Source organism: Salinisphaera sp. SPP-AMP-43 (genome assembly GCF_049568105.1).
GTDB lineage: Bacteria > Pseudomonadota > Gammaproteobacteria > Nevskiales > Salinisphaeraceae > Salinisphaera.
This window is the reverse complement of the sequence record NZ_CP145335.1, coordinates 2,099,298-2,119,832: the sequence shown is the minus strand read 5'-3', so window position 1 is coordinate 2,119,832 and position 20,535 is coordinate 2,099,298. Positions and strand designations below refer to the sequence as shown.

The following is a 20,535-nucleotide window of genomic DNA, read 5'->3' as shown; positions in this document are numbered from 1 at the left end:
GATTCAGCTGATGCACTTGGGATGGGCCTTCTAGAGGCTTGCGGCCGCAGTGTGGTTTTCAAAATTTGCCAGACAAGGCCTGAAAGTGGCGTCGTCCCGACTGTTCCAGGACAACGCCACCTAGAGGCTCATCAGCTGCGTGCGCCTACAGGTACCACTTCGCGTTTAAAAGTGGCATTGGTGACTTCCGCGAAACTGGTATACATCGCCAGCCCGCCGCACAGGATGCCGATATAGCCGCCTAGGGTTGCAATACCGCCGAAGCCGGTTGCATCGCCGACGCCCAGGAGTAAGAAGGTGATCCACAGAGTCAGGAATACCAGCCAGAGGGCGCGGTTCAGCTTAAAGGTTGCGATCCACATATAAAAAGTGAATACGCCCCATAGAAGCAACGCGACCCCGACTGTCGGGCCGGCGTTGGACAAATCGAGCAAGCCGTTGTCGGATAGTAGAAGCAATAATGCGAACCACCACCAGAACGCCCCGTAGCTGAGAAAAGCTACCATGCCAAATGTGTTGCCGGTCCGATATTCGAGCAGCCCGGCGATCAATTGAATTAACCCACCGTAAGCCAGCGCCAGTGGAATGACGACTGGTGCGCCCCCTGCAGGTAGAAGATGAGCATTGATCAGGCTTAGCAGCACCGTGGTCAGGCCAAAACCGACCAATCCGAGCGGGCCAGGGTTGGCCACGGCCGGCGAAGCAGTGTCCGACATGATTTCTCCTCCGATTTTATGAGATTTTATTGCTCCCTCGATTTGAGATTACCAATGGCGACGTCAGTGGCAATGTCCACTTTGGTTGGATTTGACTTAAATCAAATGCCGTTGCGCGTACCGATCGTCTCAGGATCGGTTTAAATATCTTTATCGCGTCGTGATGCGACCAAACCAAATGCCTGGTGCAAACGGTAATAATAAATACCGTTGACGTGAATCCTTTGCAGCATAAAGGCTGTTGGTTGTTGTTAATAAATATTTCCGGTTTCGGACCTGTAGAACGGCTCTACGTTACTGTGCCGGATGAAAAAATCACCGATAAGAATGATTGCAGTCTGCGACAAAGCCAGTAATACTCGACATCGATGATCGTGATGAACGGCATGGTCATCGGTCCTGGCATTCAATTTGCGTAAAGCCAGGCTGCAACGTGTGCTGGTGGCGTGCGGCGTTGACGGCTTGCGAGCCGAAGACGGCTACCGGCGAGCGGTTTGTGACGTGTGTTGCGGCTTCCTGTCCCGGGAAGCCGCCTCTTTTTGTGGGTAGGTATCGCAGTGACCGGCTTAGTAGCCGATCACTTCACCGTCCTTGCGCATCTCGGTCGCCCCCCAGTAGACATGCTGTTCTGGGTCGAAGCGGATGGCTTGATAGCCACCGAAAGCGCCGGTGCCCGGTACGACCTTGTAGCCGCGTTTTTCCAGTTCAGCTTTGACCTGTTTGGAAAAACCGGATTCCATCTGCACCTTGCCGATACCCTGGGCAGGTTGCCCAGTCGGGGTAGCATTGCCGACATGACGCCAACGCGCGGCATCGCCGGCTTCCTGCACGTTCATGCCGAAGTCGATGATATCGGTGAGCACCTGGACATGACCTTGCGGCTGCATGTCGCCGCCCATCAGGCCGAAGGCCATGAATGGTTTGTCGTCGTGCATGACGAAGCCAGGGATGATGGTATGAAACGGCCGCTTGCCCGGCGCGTAGACATTCGCATCGTCTTGGTGCAGAGAGAACAGCTGACCACGATCCTGGAACATGAAACCCAGATGGTCGGCGACCAACCCCGAGCCCATGCCGCGATAATTCGATTGGATAATCGATACCATCATGCCGCTATCGTCGGCGACAGTGAAATAAGTCGTATCGCCCTGCTGTAGCCGGGGATTTCCGGGTTTGATATCCGCGTTCGCATGCGACAGATCGATGTGCTCGCGCCGCTGATCGGCATACCCCTGGGACAATAACCCTTGGGTCGGGAAATCGACGAACTTGGGATCGGCGTAGTACTGAGCCAGGTCGGCATAGGCCAGGCGTTTGGCCTCGATCATCGCGGTCAGCGCATCGGCACTGCCCACACCCATGGACTTCAGGTCGAAGCCTTTGAGGATGTTGAGCATCTCCAACACGGCGAACCCCTGGCCGTTTGGCGGTAGTTCGTAGACTTGGTAGCCGCGATAGTTCACCGAACGCGGGGTGACCCATTCGCCGTGGAAGCTGGCGAAATCCGAGTAGCGCAGATCGCCGCCGATGCGTTTGAAGTAATCGGCCATAGTATGGGCGATCTCGCCTTCATAGAACGCGCTGCGCCCGTCGTTGGCGAGGGTCTGAAGTGTCCGAGCAAGATCGGGATTTTTGAATACCTCACCCTGACGCGGCGGGTGCCCGTCGATCAGATAGGTATCGCGGGCGTTGTCGCGTTCTTCGATCAGGCCGTCCAGCCGATCGAAGGCAGCCCAGTTGCGCTGCCAGTACTGGGCAACCAGCTGGGTAACCGGCCAGCCATCCTGAGCATAGTGAATCGCTGGGGCAAGGATCTGGCGCATCGACAGTTTGCCGAAACGATCGTGCAGGGCGAACCAGGCGTCCACCGTGCCGGGTACGGTCACGGGCAATGAGCCGACCGGCGGGATCTCGTCCTTCGTCTCCATGCCGGCTTTCTGGTAAGCCGAGGCGACCTCGGCCTTCATTTCGGCCAGATTACGGCCGGCCGCGGCCGGCCCGGAGCCGTTATAGCCGTATAATTTATGTGTTTTTGGATCCCAGACGATCACGAAACAATCGCCGCCGATTCCGTTGAGCACGGGTTCCATGAGTCCGAGTGCAGCATTTGCTGCAATCGCGGCATCTACGGCGGTACCGCCTTTTTTGAGTATATCGACCGCGATTTCAGAGGCCAGTGGCTGCTCGGTCGCGGCCATACCGTGCTGGGCTAATACCGGGGCTCTCGAAGCCCAGGGCTTGCCGGCATAGCGATCGCCACTACCGATGCCGTCGACCGTAGCCGATGGCGCGGCCGCCGCTGCCGATGCGATCGATGACGCGACCAGTCCGGCGGCCGCCATTGTATGAATCAAGCGCCGTGTCATGGCTCTCCCAGGGGTGGTTTTTATTTCGATGGTTGGGCCAGGCAGCAATATCGGTACCAACTCATATCGGCGGGCGACATGCCGACCTAAGGGCGCGATATAGTCACAGGCGCAGGGGGAATGCAATGACGCTTATCGACTACGCTGTAATCGGTCTCTATCTCGGCGGTTTCCTATGGCTGGGCTATCGGCTACGAAGCCACGATTCTGGGGCCCAGTATTTTCTCGGCGACCGGTCCTTCGGCTGGTTCGTATTGGCGCTTTCAGCGGCGGCCACTCAATTGTCTTCGGCAAGTTTTATTTCAGCCCCGGCTTTTGCCGGAGCCAAGGCCGGTGGCGGGTTGATCTGGTTGACCTACGAATTCGCCGTGCCCCTGGCCATGGCATTTTTGATCGTCTGCTTTTTTCCCACGCTATACAACGCCGGGGTTGTCAGCATCTACGGCTTTCTCGAGCGCCGTTTCGGGCCCAGTACCCGACTGTTGCTGAGTTTGGTGTTTCAGCTCTCGCGTGCCTTTGCGACCAGCGTGATGATTTATGCCGTCGCACTGATTCTGACCCATGCCATGGGTATGCCACTGTGGCTGACCATCCTAGTGATCGGGCTCGTCACGCTGATCTATTGCTATCAGGGCGGTATGAAGGCGGTGGTCTATGGCGACGCGATCCAGATGGGGCTGCTTACAATCGGTATCGGCGTCTGTGTGTGGATTGGTCTGATGCGGCTGGGGGGCTGGCAGGCATTCATTGCCGGTGTCGATCCGGCTCGGTTGACAGCGGTGGATTTCACGAACTGGGGGATCGGCCAAGAGGCGGGTTTCGGCTTCTGGCCGATGCTCGTCGGCGGATTGTTTCTGTATGTCTCCTATTACGGCGCCGATCAGTCGCAGGCGCAGCGTCTGTTGTCGGCCCGCGATCTGCCCACGGTGCGTCGAACCTTGTTGGCCAACGGCCTGCTGCGCTCTCCGGTCACACTCTGTTATTGCCTGATGGGACTGATTCTCGGAACGCTGGCGGCGCGCGGCGGCGCTTTCGGTTCCGAGGTGCCGGCTACACAGCCGGATTTGCTGGTGCCGATGTTCATTCGTAGCGAGTTGCCGGCGGGCCTGACCGGTTTGTTGATCGTCGCGATCTTCTCGGCAGCGATGTCGTCGGTCAGTTCAGCGATCAATTCCTTATCGGCGGCCTCGGTAGAGGATCTGATTGCACGCGGGCGCGAGTTGTCGAATCGACGCTACATGCAGGCCTCGCATCTGGCCACCTTGTTCTGGGGCGTAGTCTGTCTCGCCCTGGCGTTTGTTACAGGGCATATCGCACCGACGCTGATCGAGGCGATCAACAAGATCGGCTCGGTCTTCTTCGGCCCGATTCTGGCGATCTTCGTGGCCGCTATCATGATGCCGCGAATCGAAACCCGAGGGGCCAATGCTGGACTGGCGAGCGGCGTGTTGCTCAACCTCGGGTTATGGCTTTTCGTCCCACATTTATTCTGGTTCTGGTGGAACGTTACCGGCGCGCTCGCGACCTGGATGGTGGCCGCGCTTGTGAGTACAGCGATGCGTCGCCAACGGCGAGCCGTGCCCACAGCCAAGCTCCAACTCGATCTGCATTGGCCCTCGGTGGCGCTGCTGACCGGCTTTTTCATCTTGATCCTGACGGTATCGATCGCGATGCCGTGGCTGCTCGGCCACGGCGAATCCGCCGCGTTGTAGTTGGCCTAGACGAACCTATACGGGCTCGAAAAAACGCACCACGGGATCCGCGGCCAGCAGCGGTGTCGTGCCGTCCTTGAACGGTTGGTAGTGCGGCATGCGGGTGTGGGTATCAAAGGCGCCACGGTCGGTATAGGCCTCGTGCAAAATCACGGTGTTGTCCTGGCCAATCGGTGCCAGGACATCGAACTGGTGGCAGTCGGCTTCGTGCGTCAGCGATTGCCGGGCGTCCTCGTGGGCCAACTCTAGAAAACGATCGAGTTCGTCGGGTTTGACTTGAAATTCGGCGATCACGATAAATCCGGGCTTCGAGCTCATACGGGTCTCCTGGGTTGCGGCCAGCCGCAACGGTCTTTGCAGGAATGGGTAAGGCGTTCACACTGCGACTGAACCCGGATCGAAAGCCCGGGGCTGATAACGAATGAACGCTCGTCGACATGGGGCGTCATATTGGAGGAGCTCAACATGTCTCACAACATTCTCATGCCCCGGATCATGGAAGTCGGTGGCGGTTCGGTCACACGCCTGCCCGAGGTCTTGAACGCGCTGGGTATTGCGCGCCCGCTGTTGATTACCGATCGAATGATGATCGAATTGGGTTATGTCGATCGCGCCACCGACGGCCTGGACGCCGCCGGAATGTCCTACGGCATATTCGCCGATACCGTTCCGGAACCGACCGAGCGCTCGATTCTGCAGGGTGTGGATACGGTCAAAGCCGGTACCGCAGCCGGCCAGCCATTCGACGGCCTGATCGCGCTCGGCGGCGGCAGTCCGATCGATTCGGCCAAGGCGATCGGGGTGCTGGCGCATTTCGGCGGTGAGATCCGGGACTACAAATTCCCTAACCAGGCAGAAAAACCGGGCCTTCCAGTGGTCGCGATACCGACCACGGCCGGCACCGGCTCCGAGGCCACCCGTTTCACGATCATCACCGACGATACGGTCGATGAAAAAATGCTCTGCGTTGGCTTGGGGTTCATGCCGACCGCGGCGATCGTGGACTACGAGCTCAGCCTGTCGGTACCGCCGCGTGTGACCGCAGATACCGGTATCGACGCGCTGACGCATGCCATCGAGGCTTATGTCAGCCGCAAGGCCAATCCCTTTTCCGACCAACAGGCACTGGCGGCGATGCGTCTGATCGGGCCGAATCTGCGCACGGTCTACCACAAACCCGATGATCGACCGGCGCGCGAGGCGATGATGTTGGGGGCCAGCCTGGCCGGTTTGGCATTCTCCAGCGCCTCGGTAGCGCTCGTGCACGGTATGAGCCGGCCGATCGGGGCGGCTTTTCACGTACCGCATGGCATGTCGAATGCCATGCTTTTACCTGCGGTCACACGGTTTTCAGCCGATACGGCCCGATCCCGCTACGCCACCTGCGCACGCACGATCGGGGTCGCAAACCAGGCGAATAGCGATGCGGCTGCGGTTCGGTTGCTGATCGGCGAGCTGAGCGCACTCAATGCCGAACTGGAAGTGCCAACGCCGAGTGATTATGGCGTCGAACGCGCGCGTTGGCAGGCAAGTCTGTCGACTATGGCCGAGCAGGCTCTAGCCTCGGGTTCACCTGGCAACAACCCGCGCGAACCGAACGTCGACGAAATCATTGCGCTTTACGAGGAAGTTTGGGCCTCGGTTTCTTGAGCTAACGCGACATCCAATCGAATCGCGCAATCGATAGCCGGGTTAGGGTAGACGGACGCCCGGCTGGCCCAGCTGCCAGGATTGAACCCGGGTCGACCGAACGCAGCGCGCTCGGCCGGCCCCGTCGGCGCTGACCAGTCAATACTGGGTGGCCGATCATGAAATCTTGCGCTTCGACCTGGCGAGCAGTTCGCACACGAGCCCCTAAAAAAAAGCCGCGCCCTGACAAGGCGCGGCTTGTGCATCATACCCGCGGTTGGATCTATTCCGGGGTCATGAACGACTGAATACGCTTGGTAAGCTTAGGGTCGTTCTGAGCCGCACGAGCGATGTTGTTGTACTGCTTCGGCGACAGCCCGCTATCCTTGACCGCCTGGAGCATCGCCTTGTTTTCCTTGCGCTGGGCCGCTTCCTTATCGTCGGCCTCGGCGACTTTGCTGTCCCATTTTTTCAGCACAGCCTGAACATTGTTCTGGGCCTCGACAAACTGCTTGAGCTGCTTGTCGGTGAAATCCTGAGACTGGCTCTGTGCGGCCGAATCCGACGCGCCCGCGTCTGCGTTGTCGGCAGCGACCGCCGGCAGTCCATAAATGGCGCAGGCACCGAGTAGCAGGCCCGCGGCGGTACGAATCCTGATCGACTGCATGGTAATTGCTCCTGTTAATGTGAACCCGAATATCGAGTGCCGACCGATACGGCCATCATTCAAAAGTTGTGCCGTTTGAATGATTGGCCGCATAGACCGACGGATGCGTCATTCTAACTGCGACGTGAACGAATCGCCTGAATGAACTGCGACGGCGTCCGTGATTGGGTGAACAGGCTCTGATAATGCGTCTGCATCCAGACGCCCAGCTGGTCCGAGTTGGAGTTGTCCATCAATTCGGCTAGAGCATCGATATGTTCGCCGCCGCCGGCCGCGGCTTCACGCCGGATCTGGCCCATCTGCGAATCGACATAGGCACGGGTCTGTGCTGCGCGTGCGCTTTGTGGGTCGCTGCGCGTTGAATCGCTGCTCGAACGGCTGGAAACCGATACCCCGTGGCTGATCGAATGCAGCGCATCGGCGGTAGTGTTTGTGGTACTGGTCACGGCCGAGCAGCCTGCGAACAGGGCCAGGCCGGCGCCGAGCAGGCCGATACGACAAAGATTGTGCATAGATTGTGCTCTTTTCCGATGCGAGTGGCAGGCGAAGCCCGTCGGCATAGGGGTATGCAGACGGGCCCGGTCAGGAACGCCCCGTTATGGCTGATCGTCCATCAGCTTGTCGAGCGTGATCGGAAGATCGCGGATACGCAAGCCGGTCGCATGATGAACGGCATTGGCAACCGCAGCCTGTATGCCAGTCAGGCCGATTTCGCCGATACCGCGCGCCCCGAACTCGTTGAGCTCGTAGTCGGGGTAATCGAGCAGGATCACATCTAGATCTGGAAGGTCGGCATTCACCGGCACCAGATATTCGGCGTAGTTGTTGTTGACCGGACGCGCAGTGCGATCGTCGTACTCGGTCGCTTCAAACAACGCCGACCCCAGGCCCATCACGATTGCGCCCTCGACCTGATTGCGAGCGGTTTTTTCGTTGATAATGGCCCCGGCGTCAATCGCGCTGACCACGCGTCGAACCTGCAGATCGGCGATAGCCGGGTCCCAGCTGATTTCCACGAAATGCACGCCGAATGAACCAAAGGCATAGCCGCTGTCGGGCGCACCCTCGGTATGCGCTTGGCCGGTCGCACTGGCCAGATGCTGGGGATCGAGGATTTCGGCCGGGCCGTAGCTCTGACCGTTGCCATCGGTGATGGCGCCGGATTCATAGGACAGATCGTCGGCCTCGGCCTGTGCAAAGGGGCCATTAGCCAGCACGGCGTAGTCCTTGAGCTGGCTGATCGCTGCACGCGAGGCTTCGGCCACCGCCGGCAACAGAGTGGCGGTGGCCCAGGATCCGCCCGAGATTGGCCCGTGCGGAAAGGTCGAATCGCCGATCGCAACCTGAACCCGGTCGATACTGACCTGCAGGATATCGGCAGCGGTTTGGGCCAGAATGGTGTAGGTCCCAGTGCCGATATCCTGGCTCGCGCAATGAATCGTGACCCGGCCGTCGCGATGAACGGCCACCCGGGCATCGCAGGGATTACGCATGGCATCCCAATTGCAGGCTGCCATGCCCCAACCGAGTACCAGCTCACCATCGCGCATCGAACCGATTTCCGGATTGCGTTTTGACCAGCCGAAACGCTCGGCAGCCTGATCGTAGGCCACTAACAATTGATTGCTCGAAAACGGCTTGCCAGACGAGGGATCGGTATCCGTGAAGTTGCGGCGATGCAGTTCCAGCGGGTCCATGTCCAACGCGATCGCCAGTTCGTCCATAGCTGATTCGAGCGCGAACAGCCCGACGCCGGCGCCCGGAGCACGCATCGCGGTCGGTGCGCCACGATCCACTTGGGCCGCACTATGCGTGACCCGCAGGTTGTCGCATTTGTAGAGGCTGGCCGTGGAGCCGCCCGTGGCCTCGACGAAAGTGCTCATCGACGAAGAGCTGTTGACACTGTCGTGGCTGATCGACAGCAGATGGCCGTCCTGGTCGGCGCCGAGCTTCACCCGTTGAGACGTTTCCGGCCGGTGGCCAGAGGTGGTGAACATTTGCTGGCGCGGCAACATGAACTGGACCGGGCGATCCAGCACCCGGGCCACAGCACAGGTCGCCAGACTATGCGGCCACAGCCACAGTTTGCCGCCAAAACCCGAACCGATGTAGTCGGCATGGACTTCGACGTCGCTCGGGTCGAGGTCGAGAACCTTGGCCAGAGTATTGCGCGCGAAGATCACGCCCTGGGTGGATTCATGCACGATCAGCTTGCCGTCGGACCAGCGTGCGGTCGTGGCATGCATTTCCATCGGGTTGTGGGTCTCGACCGGCGTGCTATAGGTCGCATCGATCTGAACCGCAGCAGAGCCAAAGGCGCTATCGGCATCGCCGCGCTCGTTACGATTGGCTTCGGTTACACCATAGGTGTGCTGACCCTGGGCCAGCGTGGCCGCGGCACTTTCGGCGTCGTAGTCGACGCGTACGCGATAGGCCGCATCGCGGGCATGCTCGAAGGTATCGGCCACCACCAGTGCCACGAATTGGCCGGCATAGAGGACTTGGTCGTCCTCGAATGGCGTACGCAGCTCGTCGACCATGTTCTCGTCGGCAAAGCTCGAGGGCGAGCGATACAAGGTCGGAAAATGGTTATGGTGAAACACATCGATCACGCCCGGCATTTGCATGGCGGTATCAGTGTCGATCGATACGATTCGACCCTTGGATATTTGGCTGTAGACGCCGTAGGCATAGACCATGCCTTCGGGATGAAAATCCGCGGCATAGCGGGCACGGCCGGTCAGCTTGTCCGGTCCTTCGACGCGCGGCAATGCCGCGCCGATATGTGGGGTACTCATGCCTGATCTCCCTTGCCGGCTGCACGGGCAGTGGCTTCGGTCAGTGCGCGAACGATCGCGCGACGGCCCAGTGGAATCTTGAACGCATTGTGTCGATACGGTGTGGCGCCGGACATCGCAGTCCGGGCGGCCGCGACGAAGGTCTCGCGAGTCGCCGGCTGACCGCGCAGCTGCTGTTCGGCATCCAGACACCGCCACGGTTTAGTAGCCACGCCGCCGAGTGCGATTCGCACATCGCGGATCGTATCGCCGTCCAAGGCCACAATGGCCGCACAGGAGGCCAGCGCGAACTGATAGGAGGAGCGGTCCCGCAGTTTGACGTAGGTTGAGCCAGCCCCTTCAAGCGGAGCCTCGAGCGTGACATGGGTGATCAGTTCGTCGCCTTCGAGTTCGTGCTCGATATGCGGCGTATCGCCCGGCAGTTTGTGGAAATCGAGAAAGTCGATATCACGCGTGCCTTGCTTGCCCTCGACTCGAACCGTCGCACCGATGGCGGCCATGGCCACGCACATATCGGAAGGGTGTGAGGCAATGCAGTGCTCGCTGGTGCCGAGTACGGCAAAGACTTCGCGGTTGACGCCCTCGATTGCCGAACAGCCACTGCCCGGTTCGCGCTTGTTGCACGGCGAAACGCCGTCGCGGAAATACGAGCAGCGCACACGCTGCATGACGTTGCCGGCCGTCGTGGCCCGATTGCGCAACTGACGGGAAGCCCCCTGGAGTAGCGCCTCAGACAAAACGGTGTAGTCGCGCGACACGCGCTCGTCATAGGCCAGCGTGGTATTGCGCACGGTCGCACCAACCGTAAGACCACCATGATTGGCCGGTTCGATCGCATCCAGGTTGAGCCGGTTGATGTCGACCAGCCGCTCGGGCTGCATCACATCCAGTTTGACCAGATCGATCAGTGTAGTGCCGCCAGCCAGATAGGCCGATGAATGATCGGCATGGGCGTGTATGGCGCCGGACGTGTCTTCGGCGCGCTTATAGTCGAATTGTCGCATCGCTTGCCTCAGCCTTGTTCGCGCGCCGAACGGATTGCGGCGCGAATGTTCTTGTAGGCACCGCAGCGGCAGATGTTGCCGCTCATTGCCTCAGCGATCTCGGCCTCGGAATTGCCGACCCGGTCGTTGTGCATCAGTTCGGTGGCCGACGTGAGCTGGCCGGGCGTGCAGTAGCCGCACTGGTAGGCATCGTGCTCGAGAAAAGCGTCCTGCATCGGGCTGAGTTCGGCGTTCCCGGCCAAACCTTCGACCGTGGTGATGTCGTCGCCGTCATGGACGACCGCCAGTGCCAGACAGGAATTCACAGCTTCACCGTTGATCAAGACGGTACAGGCGCCGCACTGGCCGTGGTCGCAGCCTTTCTTGGTGCCGGTTAGGTTCAGACGATCGCGCAGCGCGTCGAGCAGAACCACATTCGGCGGGACTTGTAGTGGGGTCATTCGGCCATTGATGCGTAGATTGATCTGCACATCGACCGGCGTTTCGGTGGAATCCTTCATGATTCATGTAATCAAGGGATGAGCCCGTTAAATGTCGCGTACTCCCGGCGACGAGACAACCCGAATTACTACCGAATCGACGACCATTTCGCGCTTATTTGTAAGATTAGGCATGAGATAGCGCTTATTCGTTATGTGTTTATCTATATAACGAGAGTGCGGCCTATCCCGTATATAAAAACGCACGGCGGGTCCGAGGCCAAGGATTCAGGCTGGCGGGCGGCTCGGCAGAATGCCTGTAGCACGCTGAATCACACGGACAGCCGTTTCGATACGTGTTTCGAGCGAACCACGTATTTCGATAAAAGGCAGGCCGCGTGTGCTTAATGCCTCTCGCCAGAGGTTTCGACAGTTTTCGCGTTCTTCCGCGCCCGGGAAACAGCGCTGGCTGTCGTCGACGAATGCGATGTCGGTGTCGCATAGCAGATAGAGCGCGTAGCGGCGACTGCGCCGTTCGGCAGCTTCGCGAACCCATGCCGGACACTGCCCTGGAAACAGAAGATCGGCCCAAAGTGTGTTGGTGAGCAGTTCGGTGTCGCAGACGACCAGTTCCTCGGCGCGTGCCGCGGCCTGTTCTTCATAATCGATCTGGCCGATCGCGATCGTGGCCAGATCGCTGGCCTGGATAGCGCCGTTGCAAGCGTCCCAGAAATCGCGGACATACTCCGGCGCCCAAGGGGCCGCAAAAAGCGCACCCAGATGCCGGGCTAGGGTGGTTTTACCAGTGGACTCCGTGCCGAAGACTGCGACGCGGGTCGTCACGTCGGCACCTCGCGCCGATAGCTGATCCACCATGCCCGCATCCCAACGAAAGAAAGAACGAGATATAAAGCGTACAGGATGACGAACCAGTACAGGCCGATGGCTGCGTATAACGTCAAACCGGTGATATTGACCACGATCCAGCCGCCCCAGGCTTCGATTTTCTTGTGCGCTTCCAGCCACTGGGACAGAACGCCGAAGGCTGCAATGAAGGCATCGCGCCAGGGCATCGGATCGCCCACCTGGCTGAGCAAGCTGCCCCATCCCACGGTTGCTAGCAGTCCCAGGCCAACCAATCCCGCAAGTTGGGTCCAGGCCAGCCGTGATACGGGCAGCCGATCGCGCTGACTACGGGGAGGATGGCTCCAGCACCACCAGCCATAAGCCAGGGCAATGAAGTACACGCCCTGTAGCGACATGTCCGCGTACAGACGCTGGCCGGCGAACACCATCGCGGTAAGCACCACCTGAACCATGCCGATCGGAAAGTTCCAGAGATTCTGCCGGGTGGCCAGCCAGACGCCGAGCAGGCCCAGCACGGTCGCGGACTGTTCGATCCAGGATGCTTGGATGAAGCCGTGCCAAAACGTGTCAAACAGGGCGCTCATGACGCGTCGCCCAAGCACGGATGAGGGTAGTGCATAGCCATTCCTACGCCGGTACTAACCGGATCAGGTGGTGGGTCGAAGCAGAGCTGGAAAAAACAGACCGCGCTCTAGTCCGACCCCAGGGTCGTCCGCTGTTGCGGACCTCTCAGCCAGTAGGGCTCCCCTTGGATGGCTGCCATGCTAGTGAGGAGGTGCTGAGCTGGCAAGCCACGACCCGGTGCTTGACCACCAGCATGCGCGGTTTAGCATTGAGCTATTGCATCCCCTGGCGATTTCGATGGCGCGACATACTCTGGTACTGGGAGCTGGCATGGTCGGCGTCAGCATTGCCTGGCATCTGCGCTCGCGCGGTCGGGACGTCACCTTGATCGACCGGCGTGAGCCCGGGCGTGAGACTTCTTACGGCAATGCCGGACTGATTCAGCGGGAGGCGGTCAAACCACACCCGTTCCCTCGCGATCTGGCCGAGCTTTGGCGGGTACTGCCCAATCGCAGTATCGACATCCGCTACCGCACCGGGGCGATGTTCGCTGAAGCCCACCCGCTGTGGCAGTACTGGCGCTACTCGGCGCCCAAATCGTTCGCGCGTATCGTGCCGGAATATGCCTCGCTCATCGCGCATTGTACGGCCGAGCACGAGGCCATGTTCACCGCGGCCGGTGCCGAACATCTGATTCGGCGCGACGGCTGGCTGCAGGTGTTTCGTTCCGAAGATGTATTCGAGGACGAACTTGTCCAGGCCGCAGAATTTCGGGAACGTTTCGGCGTGACGTTCGAGCAGATCGACGCCGAACGGCTACGCCAGATGGAGCCGGGCTTGAGTGAGCATGCCATCGGCGCAATTCACTGGACCAATGCTTGGTCGGTGACCGATCCTGGAGGGCTGGTCCAGGCCTATGCCGACGATTTCGTCGCGCGTGGCGGGCGTATCGAACAGGCCGAAGCCCAGGCTATGACGCCCAACGGCCAAGGCTGGCATCTGAGCACCGACCGCGGCGACTACGCAGCCGATGAACTGGTTTTGGCGACAGGCCCTTGGTCGCCGTCGTGGCTGAAAACCCTCGGCTATGAGGTGCCGATGTTCGTTATGCGCGGTTATCACATGCATTACGAAGGCGCCGATGGGGCGGGCCTCAACTACGGTGTGATGGATTTTGAAAAAGGCTATCTGGTGACCCCCAAGCGCGCTGGTCTGCGCCTGACCACCGGTGCCGAACTCAACACGATCGACGCGCCGCCCCGTTTTGGCCAGCTCGAGGCTGCCGAACAGGCCGCCCGCGAGCTGCTTGCTCTCGGCCAGCGCAAGGAAGCCGAGCCTTGGAAGGGGGCCCGTCCGTGCCTCGCGGATATGAAGCCAATCATCGGCGCCGCCCATCGGCACGACAACCTATGGTTTGCATTCGGCCACGGCCACCAGGGCTTCACTCTGGGGCCGACCACGGGCCGCTTGATCGGCGAACTCATGGACGGCGAAACGCCGTTGGTCGATATGGCGCCGTTTCGTAGCGACCGTTTCTAGATCGGGCCGTTGGCTGCGGAGTCAACGCACCGACGTTATGCACGGGGATTTGATCGCCGCGTACCGCAGGCGCGTTCGTTAGAATAACGCCAGTCAATGCGCTCACGGAGGTGGGCCATGCGAGATACACGGACCCGATTGGTGGTGCTCGCCACGATTTTACTGGCTGCCGGCTGTACGACTTCGGCGGTGCCCGAACATACGAAAACGACGGATAACCCGCGGTTTGATGAACCGAGTACCGGCAGTCTGTTGCCCGCCCGACATCGGGTCGGCGGTCTGCCACTCGATATCTACGATGCCGAGGCGCTGCGCAACCAGGGCGTGAACTCGGCCGCAGGCGCCCTCAATCAAATACCGCAGAATACTGGCCCCTGAGACTAGGCAACAGCAATCGCGAGAACGAATATGATCGATTCCCAATCCGGGCCGACCTCGCATATCGATATCGGCGGCGTGGCCTTGCCGCGTAGCGAACTGGTCAAGGTACTGCCCGATATCGAGCGTTTCGAGGCCAATCTGACTGATGCGCTGGCAGTCGATTCCTATATGAGCAACGGCGACGGCAGCATTCCGTCCTATGTCCAGAAATGGTCGGAACAACGTCTGGCCGACGTCGTGACTACGCTCAAAGAACTCGGGAGTCTGCGCGAACAACTCGGCCAGCAAAACATCGTCCCGAACACCGAATCGGGCAGTCCACAAGGTAGCGAAGGTCCAATCAACTAAGCCAAGTCGGGCGGCGTGCAATAGAATCTACCCGCCGCCAGAAAACTTAGAAAGGTGAAAGTTTGGAGCGCCAGGCTTAAAAAGCGAACCTAAATCCCTGAATTGCGCTTTTTTCGACGGCTCATTATCATCCGCGGCCGTCTCTTTGCTATGGCGTCGCCGTGATTACCACCGTTCGATATGCCGTGGGCAGTGTGCTCATCGGCATTGCTGTATTTGCCCTGAAATATCTGGCCTTTGCGGTCACGGGCAGCGCGGCGCTTTATTCCGATGCACTCGAAAGCATCATCAATATCGTGGCTGCCGGTGCCGCGGTCGTGGCGCTTCGCATCAGCGCGATGCCGGCCGACGACAACCATCCCTACGGACACCACAAAGCCGAATATTTCTCGGCCGTTCTGGAAGGTGTGCTGATCGTTATCGCAGCACTTGCGATCTTTCGTGATGCTTGGCAGACCTTTTTCGATCTGCATGCCCTGAATGCGCCGATGCGTGGGTTATTACTCAACGCGGCCGCCACAGTACTCAATACCCTCTGGGCCATCGTGCTGGTCCGTACCGGGCGGCGCGTCAAATCACCGGCGCTGACGGCCGACGGCCGGCATCTGTTTGCCGATGTCGTGACCTCGGTCGGAGTATTCGTTGGTGTCGTGCTGGTCGGGCTGACTGGCTGGCTATGGCTGGACCCTGCGATCGCGATCGTCGTGGCGATCAATATTCTATGGTCGGGTTGGCAGCTGGTTCGGGAGTCGGTCGGCGGGTTGATGGACGAGGCGGTCTCGGAAGACGAGCTCGATCGCATCCGTACCGTGATCTTTCATCATTCCAAAGGTGCCTATCAGGCCCATGATCTGCGAACCCGACATGCCGGCCGACGTACCTTTGTCGATTTTCATCTCGTGGTGGCCGGCGAGATGTCCGTAGATGGCGCCCATGCGATCTGCGACCGGTTGGAGGATGCGATCGAAAATGAGATCGCTGACAGCACGGTTACGATTCATGTTGAACCCGAAGCCAAGGCCAAGGTTTCGGATGTCTATCTACCTAAGAAATAACTGTTGCTCAGTCTCGAAAACGGCCCGGCAAGGAGGACTGCCGGGCCGTTTTTAGGCTAGCCCGGAGACGCGCGAGTCGGTTCCGCGAACCAGCGATAGACGGCAGGCAGCACCAGGAGCGTCAGCAAGGTTGAAGTGACCAACCCGCCGACGACGACAGCCGCCAGTGGCCGCTGGACGTTGGCGCCGATACCGTTGGCGAGTAACAGGGGGATCAACCCTAGAATGGCGACTGTTGCAGTCATCAATACCGGGCGCAGACGATGCTCGGCTCCGAGCCGTACGGCCTGATCAATCGACAATCCAGACTCGCGTAGTTGGTTGATATAGGACACCAGAACCACACCGTTGAGTACCGCCACGCCGAATACAGCGATGAAACCGACCGCTCCGGCCACCGATAGATACAATCCCGATAGCCATAGTGCGAACAGCCCACCGGTGATCGCGAACGGCACGTTGAGATAAATCAGCGCGGCATAGCGCAGACTGGAAAAGGCGACGAATAACAACAGAAAAATCAGCGCCATGGTGATCGGCACCACGACATAGAGCCGTTGCATGGCACGTCGTTGGTTCTCGAACTGGCCGCCGTATTCAACGAAATAACCGGGCGGCAAATCGACATCGGCGGCCACGGCCTTCTGGATGTCGCCGACCACGCTCCCCATATCGCGCCCGCGAACGTTGAGCTGGACGAACAGCCGGCGACTGGCCTTGGCCCGTGAGATCTTCTTCGGACCGCGATAGGTCTCGACATCGGCCACCCGGGATAAGGGAATCAGGGCACCTTGCGAGGTTCGGAACGCCAGGTTTCGGATCGCGTCGACCCGATGACGGGATGCTTCTTCGAATCGTAGAAAGATATCGAAACGGCGAATATTTTCGAATACCTGGCCTACTCGGGCGCCGCCGATACCGGTTTCGACCACGCCCAGAACCTCGTCAAGTGGGATGCCGTAGCGCGCCAGGGCATCGCGATCGGGCCGGATGACGATCTGTGGCTTGCCGCCTTGTTGCTGGACGCGCACATCAGCCGCCCCGGGCACATCGCGGGCGATCGAGGCGATACGCTGGCCGGTATCCGCCAATTGATCGAGATCGTCGCCGTAGATACTGATGACAACCTGGGCCAGCACCCCAGACAGCAATTCATCGGTACGCAGCTGAATCGGTTGGGAAAAGTTGTTCGCCAGCCCCGGCAAAGCCGTATTGACACGTTCGGCCATCGCACTTTGCAGCTGTTCGTAGTCGCGACCGGCAGACCACTGCTCGAGCGGCTTGAGATCGATCACCGACGCGATCACGTTGACCGGCTCCGGATCTCCGCCGACCTCGGCTCGCCCCACGCGTGAATATACGCCTTCGACCTCAGGAAACTCGTGCATGACCGACTGCACTCGTTTGGCATATTGTTCGGTGGTTTCCAGGCTGGCGCCCGGCGGTAAGGTGGAGCGCACCATGAACGTGCCTTCTCGAAGGGTCGGGATGAATTCCGTGCCCAGGGTCGGAAACAGCGCCAAGCTGGCGGCGAACAAGATGACGGCCGTACCCAACACTACGATAGGGCTCTTGATGGCTGCATCCCGTAGCGGGCGATAGCCCGATTTGAGCCAGCCGACCAGTCGTGGTTCTCCATGGGCGCTGCCGCGACGAAATACCAGCGAGGCCATGACCGGCACGAAAGTCAGGGCCATGAGCAGTGCCCCAGCCAGAGCAAACGAAATGGTATAGGCCATCGGTGAGAACAGCTTGCCCTCGGTGCCCTGCAGAGTGAACAGCGGTGTGAACACCAATACGATGATGGCGATGGCAAAAGTAATCGGCTGGGCGACTTCGGCTGCGGCCTCACCGACCAGACGCAGATGGGAGATATCTTCGTCGGCGCGTTCTTCCATGTGTCGGAAGATGTTTTCGATCATCACCACCGAGCCATCGACCATCATGCCGATCCCGATGGCCAGGCCGCCGAGACTCATCAAATTCGCCGACATGCCGACGTAATCCATGGCGATGAAGGCGATCAGTGCCGACAGCGGCAGGCTGGCGATCACGATGAGCGTCGATCGCAGGTTGCCAAGAAACAGATACAGCAGCACCAACACCAGGATCGAACCTTCGAGCAAGGCGCTTTCCACGGTCTCTGAGGCTTTTTCAATCAGGCTGGCCTGCGAATAGAAGGGATCAACCTGCATACCATCGGGCAACGACTGGTTGATTGAATCGATCTTGTGCTCAACGTCCTCGAGCAAAGCTTGGGTATTGCTGGAGATTAGTTTCAACACGAAACCGCCGACGGCGTCCTCGCCGTTGGCGACCATACTGCCGCGGCGAATTGCCGGCCCATAGCCCACTTTGGCGATATCACCGATCGTGACCGGCGTGCCGTTGTGCTCGGTGATCTCGATATGACGCAGATCATCGAGCCCTTGATCGCCGGCACCCACCCAGCCATAGCCTCGAATGATGTGCTCTTCGCCACCGCGATTGATGAACGACGCGCCAACGTTGCGATTGTTAGCAGTAATGGCACGCCGCACATCGGCGACCGTAATCTCGCGGGCGGCGAGGGCGTTAGGGTCCAGTTCGATCTGATATTGCTTTTCGTGTCCACCGATCGACAACACCCCGGTGACGCCGGGCACGGTACGGAGCTGGGGTTTGACGATCCAATCTTGAGCGGTACGTAGTTCGGTCGGCGAATGATCGCCGTTGTCGGTGTTTTTGACCGTGTACATCAGCACGCGACCGAGCCCGCTGGTGATCGGGCCGAGTTCTGGATCGCCGAGGCCTTCCGGTATTTCCTGCTTGGCCTTGCTCAGTCGTTCCATGACCAGCCGTCGGGCGAAGTAGATATCCGTGCCTTCCTCGAAGTACACATTGACCCGAGACAATCCGAAAATCGACGTGCTCTGCACACGCTCGAGCCCCGGTAGGCCATACATCGAAATCGAAACCGGATAAGACACCAAAGTTTCAACATCCACCGGTGACAACCCGGGGCTGGCCGTAAAGATTTGAACCAAGGGTGGGGTGACGTCTGGATAGGAATCGATTGGGACGTTTTTGAATGAATAAATGCCGGCCAGGGCGATCGCGACCACAAAAACCAGCGTGAGCAAGCGGTTGGCCAAAGCCAGTTGGACTAATCGAGCAATCATAATGACCCCCGATCAGTGGCTGTGGGCGGCACTGCGCGAGCCGCTGGTCAAGGCCGACAACAAATCGAATGCGCCTTGGGTCACCAGCCGGTCGCCCGGTGCCAGGCCTTGGCGAATTTCAATTCGGCCATTGGCTTCGGCGCCCGTGGCCACGGTCTCGGCACGAAACGTTTCGTCTTTGTCGCCGGGAACAAATACCACCGGTTTTTCATTCAGGCTCTGCACGGCATCCACCGGCACGAGCGCATAATCGCGGCTAGAGACGGCTTGGATCGTGGCCGTTCCGAACATGCCGGCCACCAGGTGCCCATCGCGATTATCGATGACTGCCCGGGCGGAAAGCGTCCGCGATTTCTGATCGAGTTCGCGTGAAACCCAATCGATTCGGCCCGAGAATCGCGAATCCGGCAACGAGCGCACCTGTAGGTCGACGTCCTGATCCCGTTCGATGCGGGACACATCGCTCGCCGCGATTTGCAGCATCGCCCACAATCGGCTGTTATTGACGATTTGGAACGGCGTGTCGTTGGAAGCCAGCGTTTGACCTCGTACGACATCCCGAGCCTGGACGGTACCGGCGATCGGGGCCGTCAGTTCATAGCGCGAAAGCGGGGCGCTGTCGTCCGACTGGGCGATCGCAGCAATGTCTTGCTTGTTTAAACCATAGAGCGCCAGTTCGGCCCGGGCCGCATTGCATGAAGCCCGGGCGGCTTGGTACTGGGCTTTGGACTCATCCAGCGCGGCTTCGCTGATGATCCGGTCTTCGGCCAGTTCGCGTTTGCGACGATAGCTTGCTGCTGCGTTGCGATAGTGGGCTGCCGTGGTCAGATAGCGCGCCTTGGCCTTGCCGAGTTCGACGCTGTCGAGCACGGCCAAGGTATCGCCGGCTTCGACCTGATCGCCGAGATCGGCGGCTACTCGAATCACTTTGGCTTTTAAACGAGGGCCAACCCGAGAAACGCGATCAGCATCGAAGCGCACCGTGGCCGGCGCAGTCAGGGTATCGCTTGCCGAACCGGATACCGCTGTGGTCACCTTGATATTCAGACGTTGACGCTGCTCATCGGTGAGATGCACTTCGCGATGGGCGCCGTGTCCAGAATGGCGCTGCTGATGCGTCACCGCCGAGTCATGACCTGCCTGATCAGTGTTGGACGAACTGTTCGAATCAGGCTCAGTCGAGGTCGCATCGTGCCCTTGGTGGGTGCTATTAGTGGCGGCCTGACCATCGCAGCCGCTGAGCACTGCTGTCGTCAGCGCGATCGCGCACAAGGTCGGCGTGAAAAAAATAACGCTATATTTATTCATT

The 20,535-nt window shown here is 59.6% G+C and carries 18 protein-coding genes; 6 read left to right on the top strand and 12 right to left on the bottom strand.

The window, feature by feature from the left end:
• Positions 1–131: 131 nt before the first annotated feature.
• Together V5738_RS09010 and ggt are read right to left on the bottom strand one after the other, a co-directional pair.
• Positions 132–716 carry an acetate uptake transporter gene (locus V5738_RS09010; RefSeq protein WP_423824088.1) on the bottom strand — a complete coding sequence of 195 codons (585 nt, stop codon included), beginning with the start codon at positions 714–716 and terminating at the stop codon, positions 132–134.
• Between the two features lie 566 nt (positions 717–1,282).
• Positions 1,283–3,082: a gamma-glutamyltransferase gene (ggt, locus tag V5738_RS09005; protein WP_423824087.1), complete on the bottom strand. Its 1,800-nt coding sequence runs from the start codon at positions 3,080–3,082 to the stop codon at positions 1,283–1,285.
• Between the two features lie 125 nt (positions 3,083–3,207).
• Here ggt and V5738_RS09000 point away from each other — a divergent pair, with 125 nt between their 5' ends.
• Positions 3,208–4,794 carry a sodium:solute symporter family transporter gene (locus V5738_RS09000; protein ID WP_423824086.1) on the top strand — a complete coding sequence of 529 codons (1,587 nt, stop codon included), beginning with the start codon at positions 3,208–3,210 and terminating at the stop codon, positions 4,792–4,794.
• A gap of 15 nt (positions 4,795–4,809) precedes the next feature.
• Here V5738_RS09000 and V5738_RS08995 read toward each other — a convergent pair whose 3' ends face one another.
• Positions 4,810–5,112, bottom strand: coding sequence for a putative quinol monooxygenase (locus tag V5738_RS08995; RefSeq protein WP_423824085.1), 303 nt, complete (start codon positions 5,110–5,112; stop codon positions 4,810–4,812).
• A 147-nt stretch (positions 5,113–5,259) separates the two neighbouring features.
• Between V5738_RS08995 and V5738_RS08990 the strand changes: the two genes are divergently transcribed.
• Positions 5,260–6,444: an iron-containing alcohol dehydrogenase gene (locus tag V5738_RS08990; RefSeq protein WP_423824083.1), complete on the top strand. Its 1,185-nt coding sequence runs from the start codon at positions 5,260–5,262 to the stop codon at positions 6,442–6,444.
• Positions 6,445–6,706: 262 nt separating this feature from the next.
• Here V5738_RS08990 and V5738_RS08985 read toward each other — a convergent pair whose 3' ends face one another.
• The 7 genes from V5738_RS08985 to pnuC all read right to left on the bottom strand — a co-directional run bounded on the left by V5738_RS08985 (position 6,707) and on the right by pnuC (position 12,762).
• Positions 6,707–7,090 carry a DUF4168 domain-containing protein gene (locus V5738_RS08985; RefSeq protein WP_423824081.1) on the bottom strand — a complete coding sequence of 128 codons (384 nt, stop codon included), beginning with the start codon at positions 7,088–7,090 and terminating at the stop codon, positions 6,707–6,709.
• Positions 7,091–7,203: 113 nt separating this feature from the next.
• Positions 7,204–7,602, bottom strand: a complete 399-nt coding sequence (locus V5738_RS08980; RefSeq protein ID WP_423824080.1) for a DUF3015 family protein — start codon at positions 7,600–7,602, stop codon at positions 7,204–7,206.
• Positions 7,603–7,686: 84 nt separating this feature from the next.
• Complete coding sequence (locus V5738_RS08975) at positions 7,687–9,888, bottom strand: xanthine dehydrogenase family protein molybdopterin-binding subunit (protein ID WP_423824079.1); 2,202 nt, start codon at positions 9,886–9,888, stop codon at positions 7,687–7,689.
• Positions 9,885–10,892: an FAD binding domain-containing protein gene (locus tag V5738_RS08970; protein WP_423824078.1), complete on the bottom strand. Its 1,008-nt coding sequence runs from the start codon at positions 10,890–10,892 to the stop codon at positions 9,885–9,887. The genes V5738_RS08975 and V5738_RS08970 overlap by 4 nt, the downstream gene beginning before the upstream one ends.
• An 8-nt stretch (positions 10,893–10,900) precedes the next feature.
• Positions 10,901–11,392 (bottom strand): (2Fe-2S)-binding protein, encoded by a 492-nt coding sequence (locus tag V5738_RS08965; RefSeq protein WP_423824077.1) that lies wholly within the window; start codon positions 11,390–11,392, stop codon positions 10,901–10,903.
• 207 nt (positions 11,393–11,599) lie between these two features.
• Positions 11,600–12,154 carry an AAA family ATPase gene (locus tag V5738_RS08960; protein ID WP_423824076.1) on the bottom strand — a complete coding sequence of 185 codons (555 nt, stop codon included), beginning with the start codon at positions 12,152–12,154 and terminating at the stop codon, positions 11,600–11,602.
• Positions 12,151–12,762, bottom strand: coding sequence for a nicotinamide riboside transporter PnuC (pnuC, locus tag V5738_RS08955; RefSeq protein WP_423824075.1), 612 nt, complete (start codon positions 12,760–12,762; stop codon positions 12,151–12,153). Before pnuC ends, V5738_RS08960 begins: the two co-directional genes overlap by 4 nt.
• A gap of 277 nt (positions 12,763–13,039) precedes the next feature.
• Between pnuC and V5738_RS08950 the strand changes: the two genes are divergently transcribed.
• From V5738_RS08950 to V5738_RS08935, 4 genes are all read left to right on the top strand, one after another.
• Entirely contained in the window at positions 13,040–14,281 is a 1,242-nt protein-coding gene (locus V5738_RS08950) for an NAD(P)/FAD-dependent oxidoreductase (RefSeq protein ID WP_423824074.1), read from the top strand.
• Between the two features lie 117 nt (positions 14,282–14,398).
• A complete protein-coding gene (locus V5738_RS08945) occupies positions 14,399–14,659 on the top strand; it encodes a hypothetical protein (protein WP_423824073.1) in 261 nt (86 codons plus the stop codon).
• A gap of 30 nt (positions 14,660–14,689) precedes the next feature.
• Positions 14,690–15,010, top strand: a complete 321-nt coding sequence (locus tag V5738_RS08940) for a hypothetical protein (protein WP_423824072.1) — start codon at positions 14,690–14,692, stop codon at positions 15,008–15,010.
• 161 nt (positions 15,011–15,171) lie between these two features.
• Positions 15,172–16,065, top strand: a complete 894-nt coding sequence (locus V5738_RS08935; RefSeq protein ID WP_423824071.1) for a cation diffusion facilitator family transporter — start codon at positions 15,172–15,174, stop codon at positions 16,063–16,065.
• 56 nt (positions 16,066–16,121) lie between these two features.
• Here the strand turns inward: V5738_RS08935 and V5738_RS08930 are convergent, their stop codons facing one another.
• Positions 16,122–19,226: an efflux RND transporter permease subunit gene (locus V5738_RS08930; protein WP_423824070.1), complete on the bottom strand. Its 3,105-nt coding sequence runs from the start codon at positions 19,224–19,226 to the stop codon at positions 16,122–16,124.
• A gap of 12 nt (positions 19,227–19,238) precedes the next feature.
• On the bottom strand, positions 19,239–20,534 hold the full coding sequence (locus tag V5738_RS08925) for an efflux RND transporter periplasmic adaptor subunit (protein WP_423824069.1): 1,296 nt from the start codon (positions 20,532–20,534) through the stop codon (positions 19,239–19,241).
• Position 20,535 lies beyond the last annotated feature (1 nt).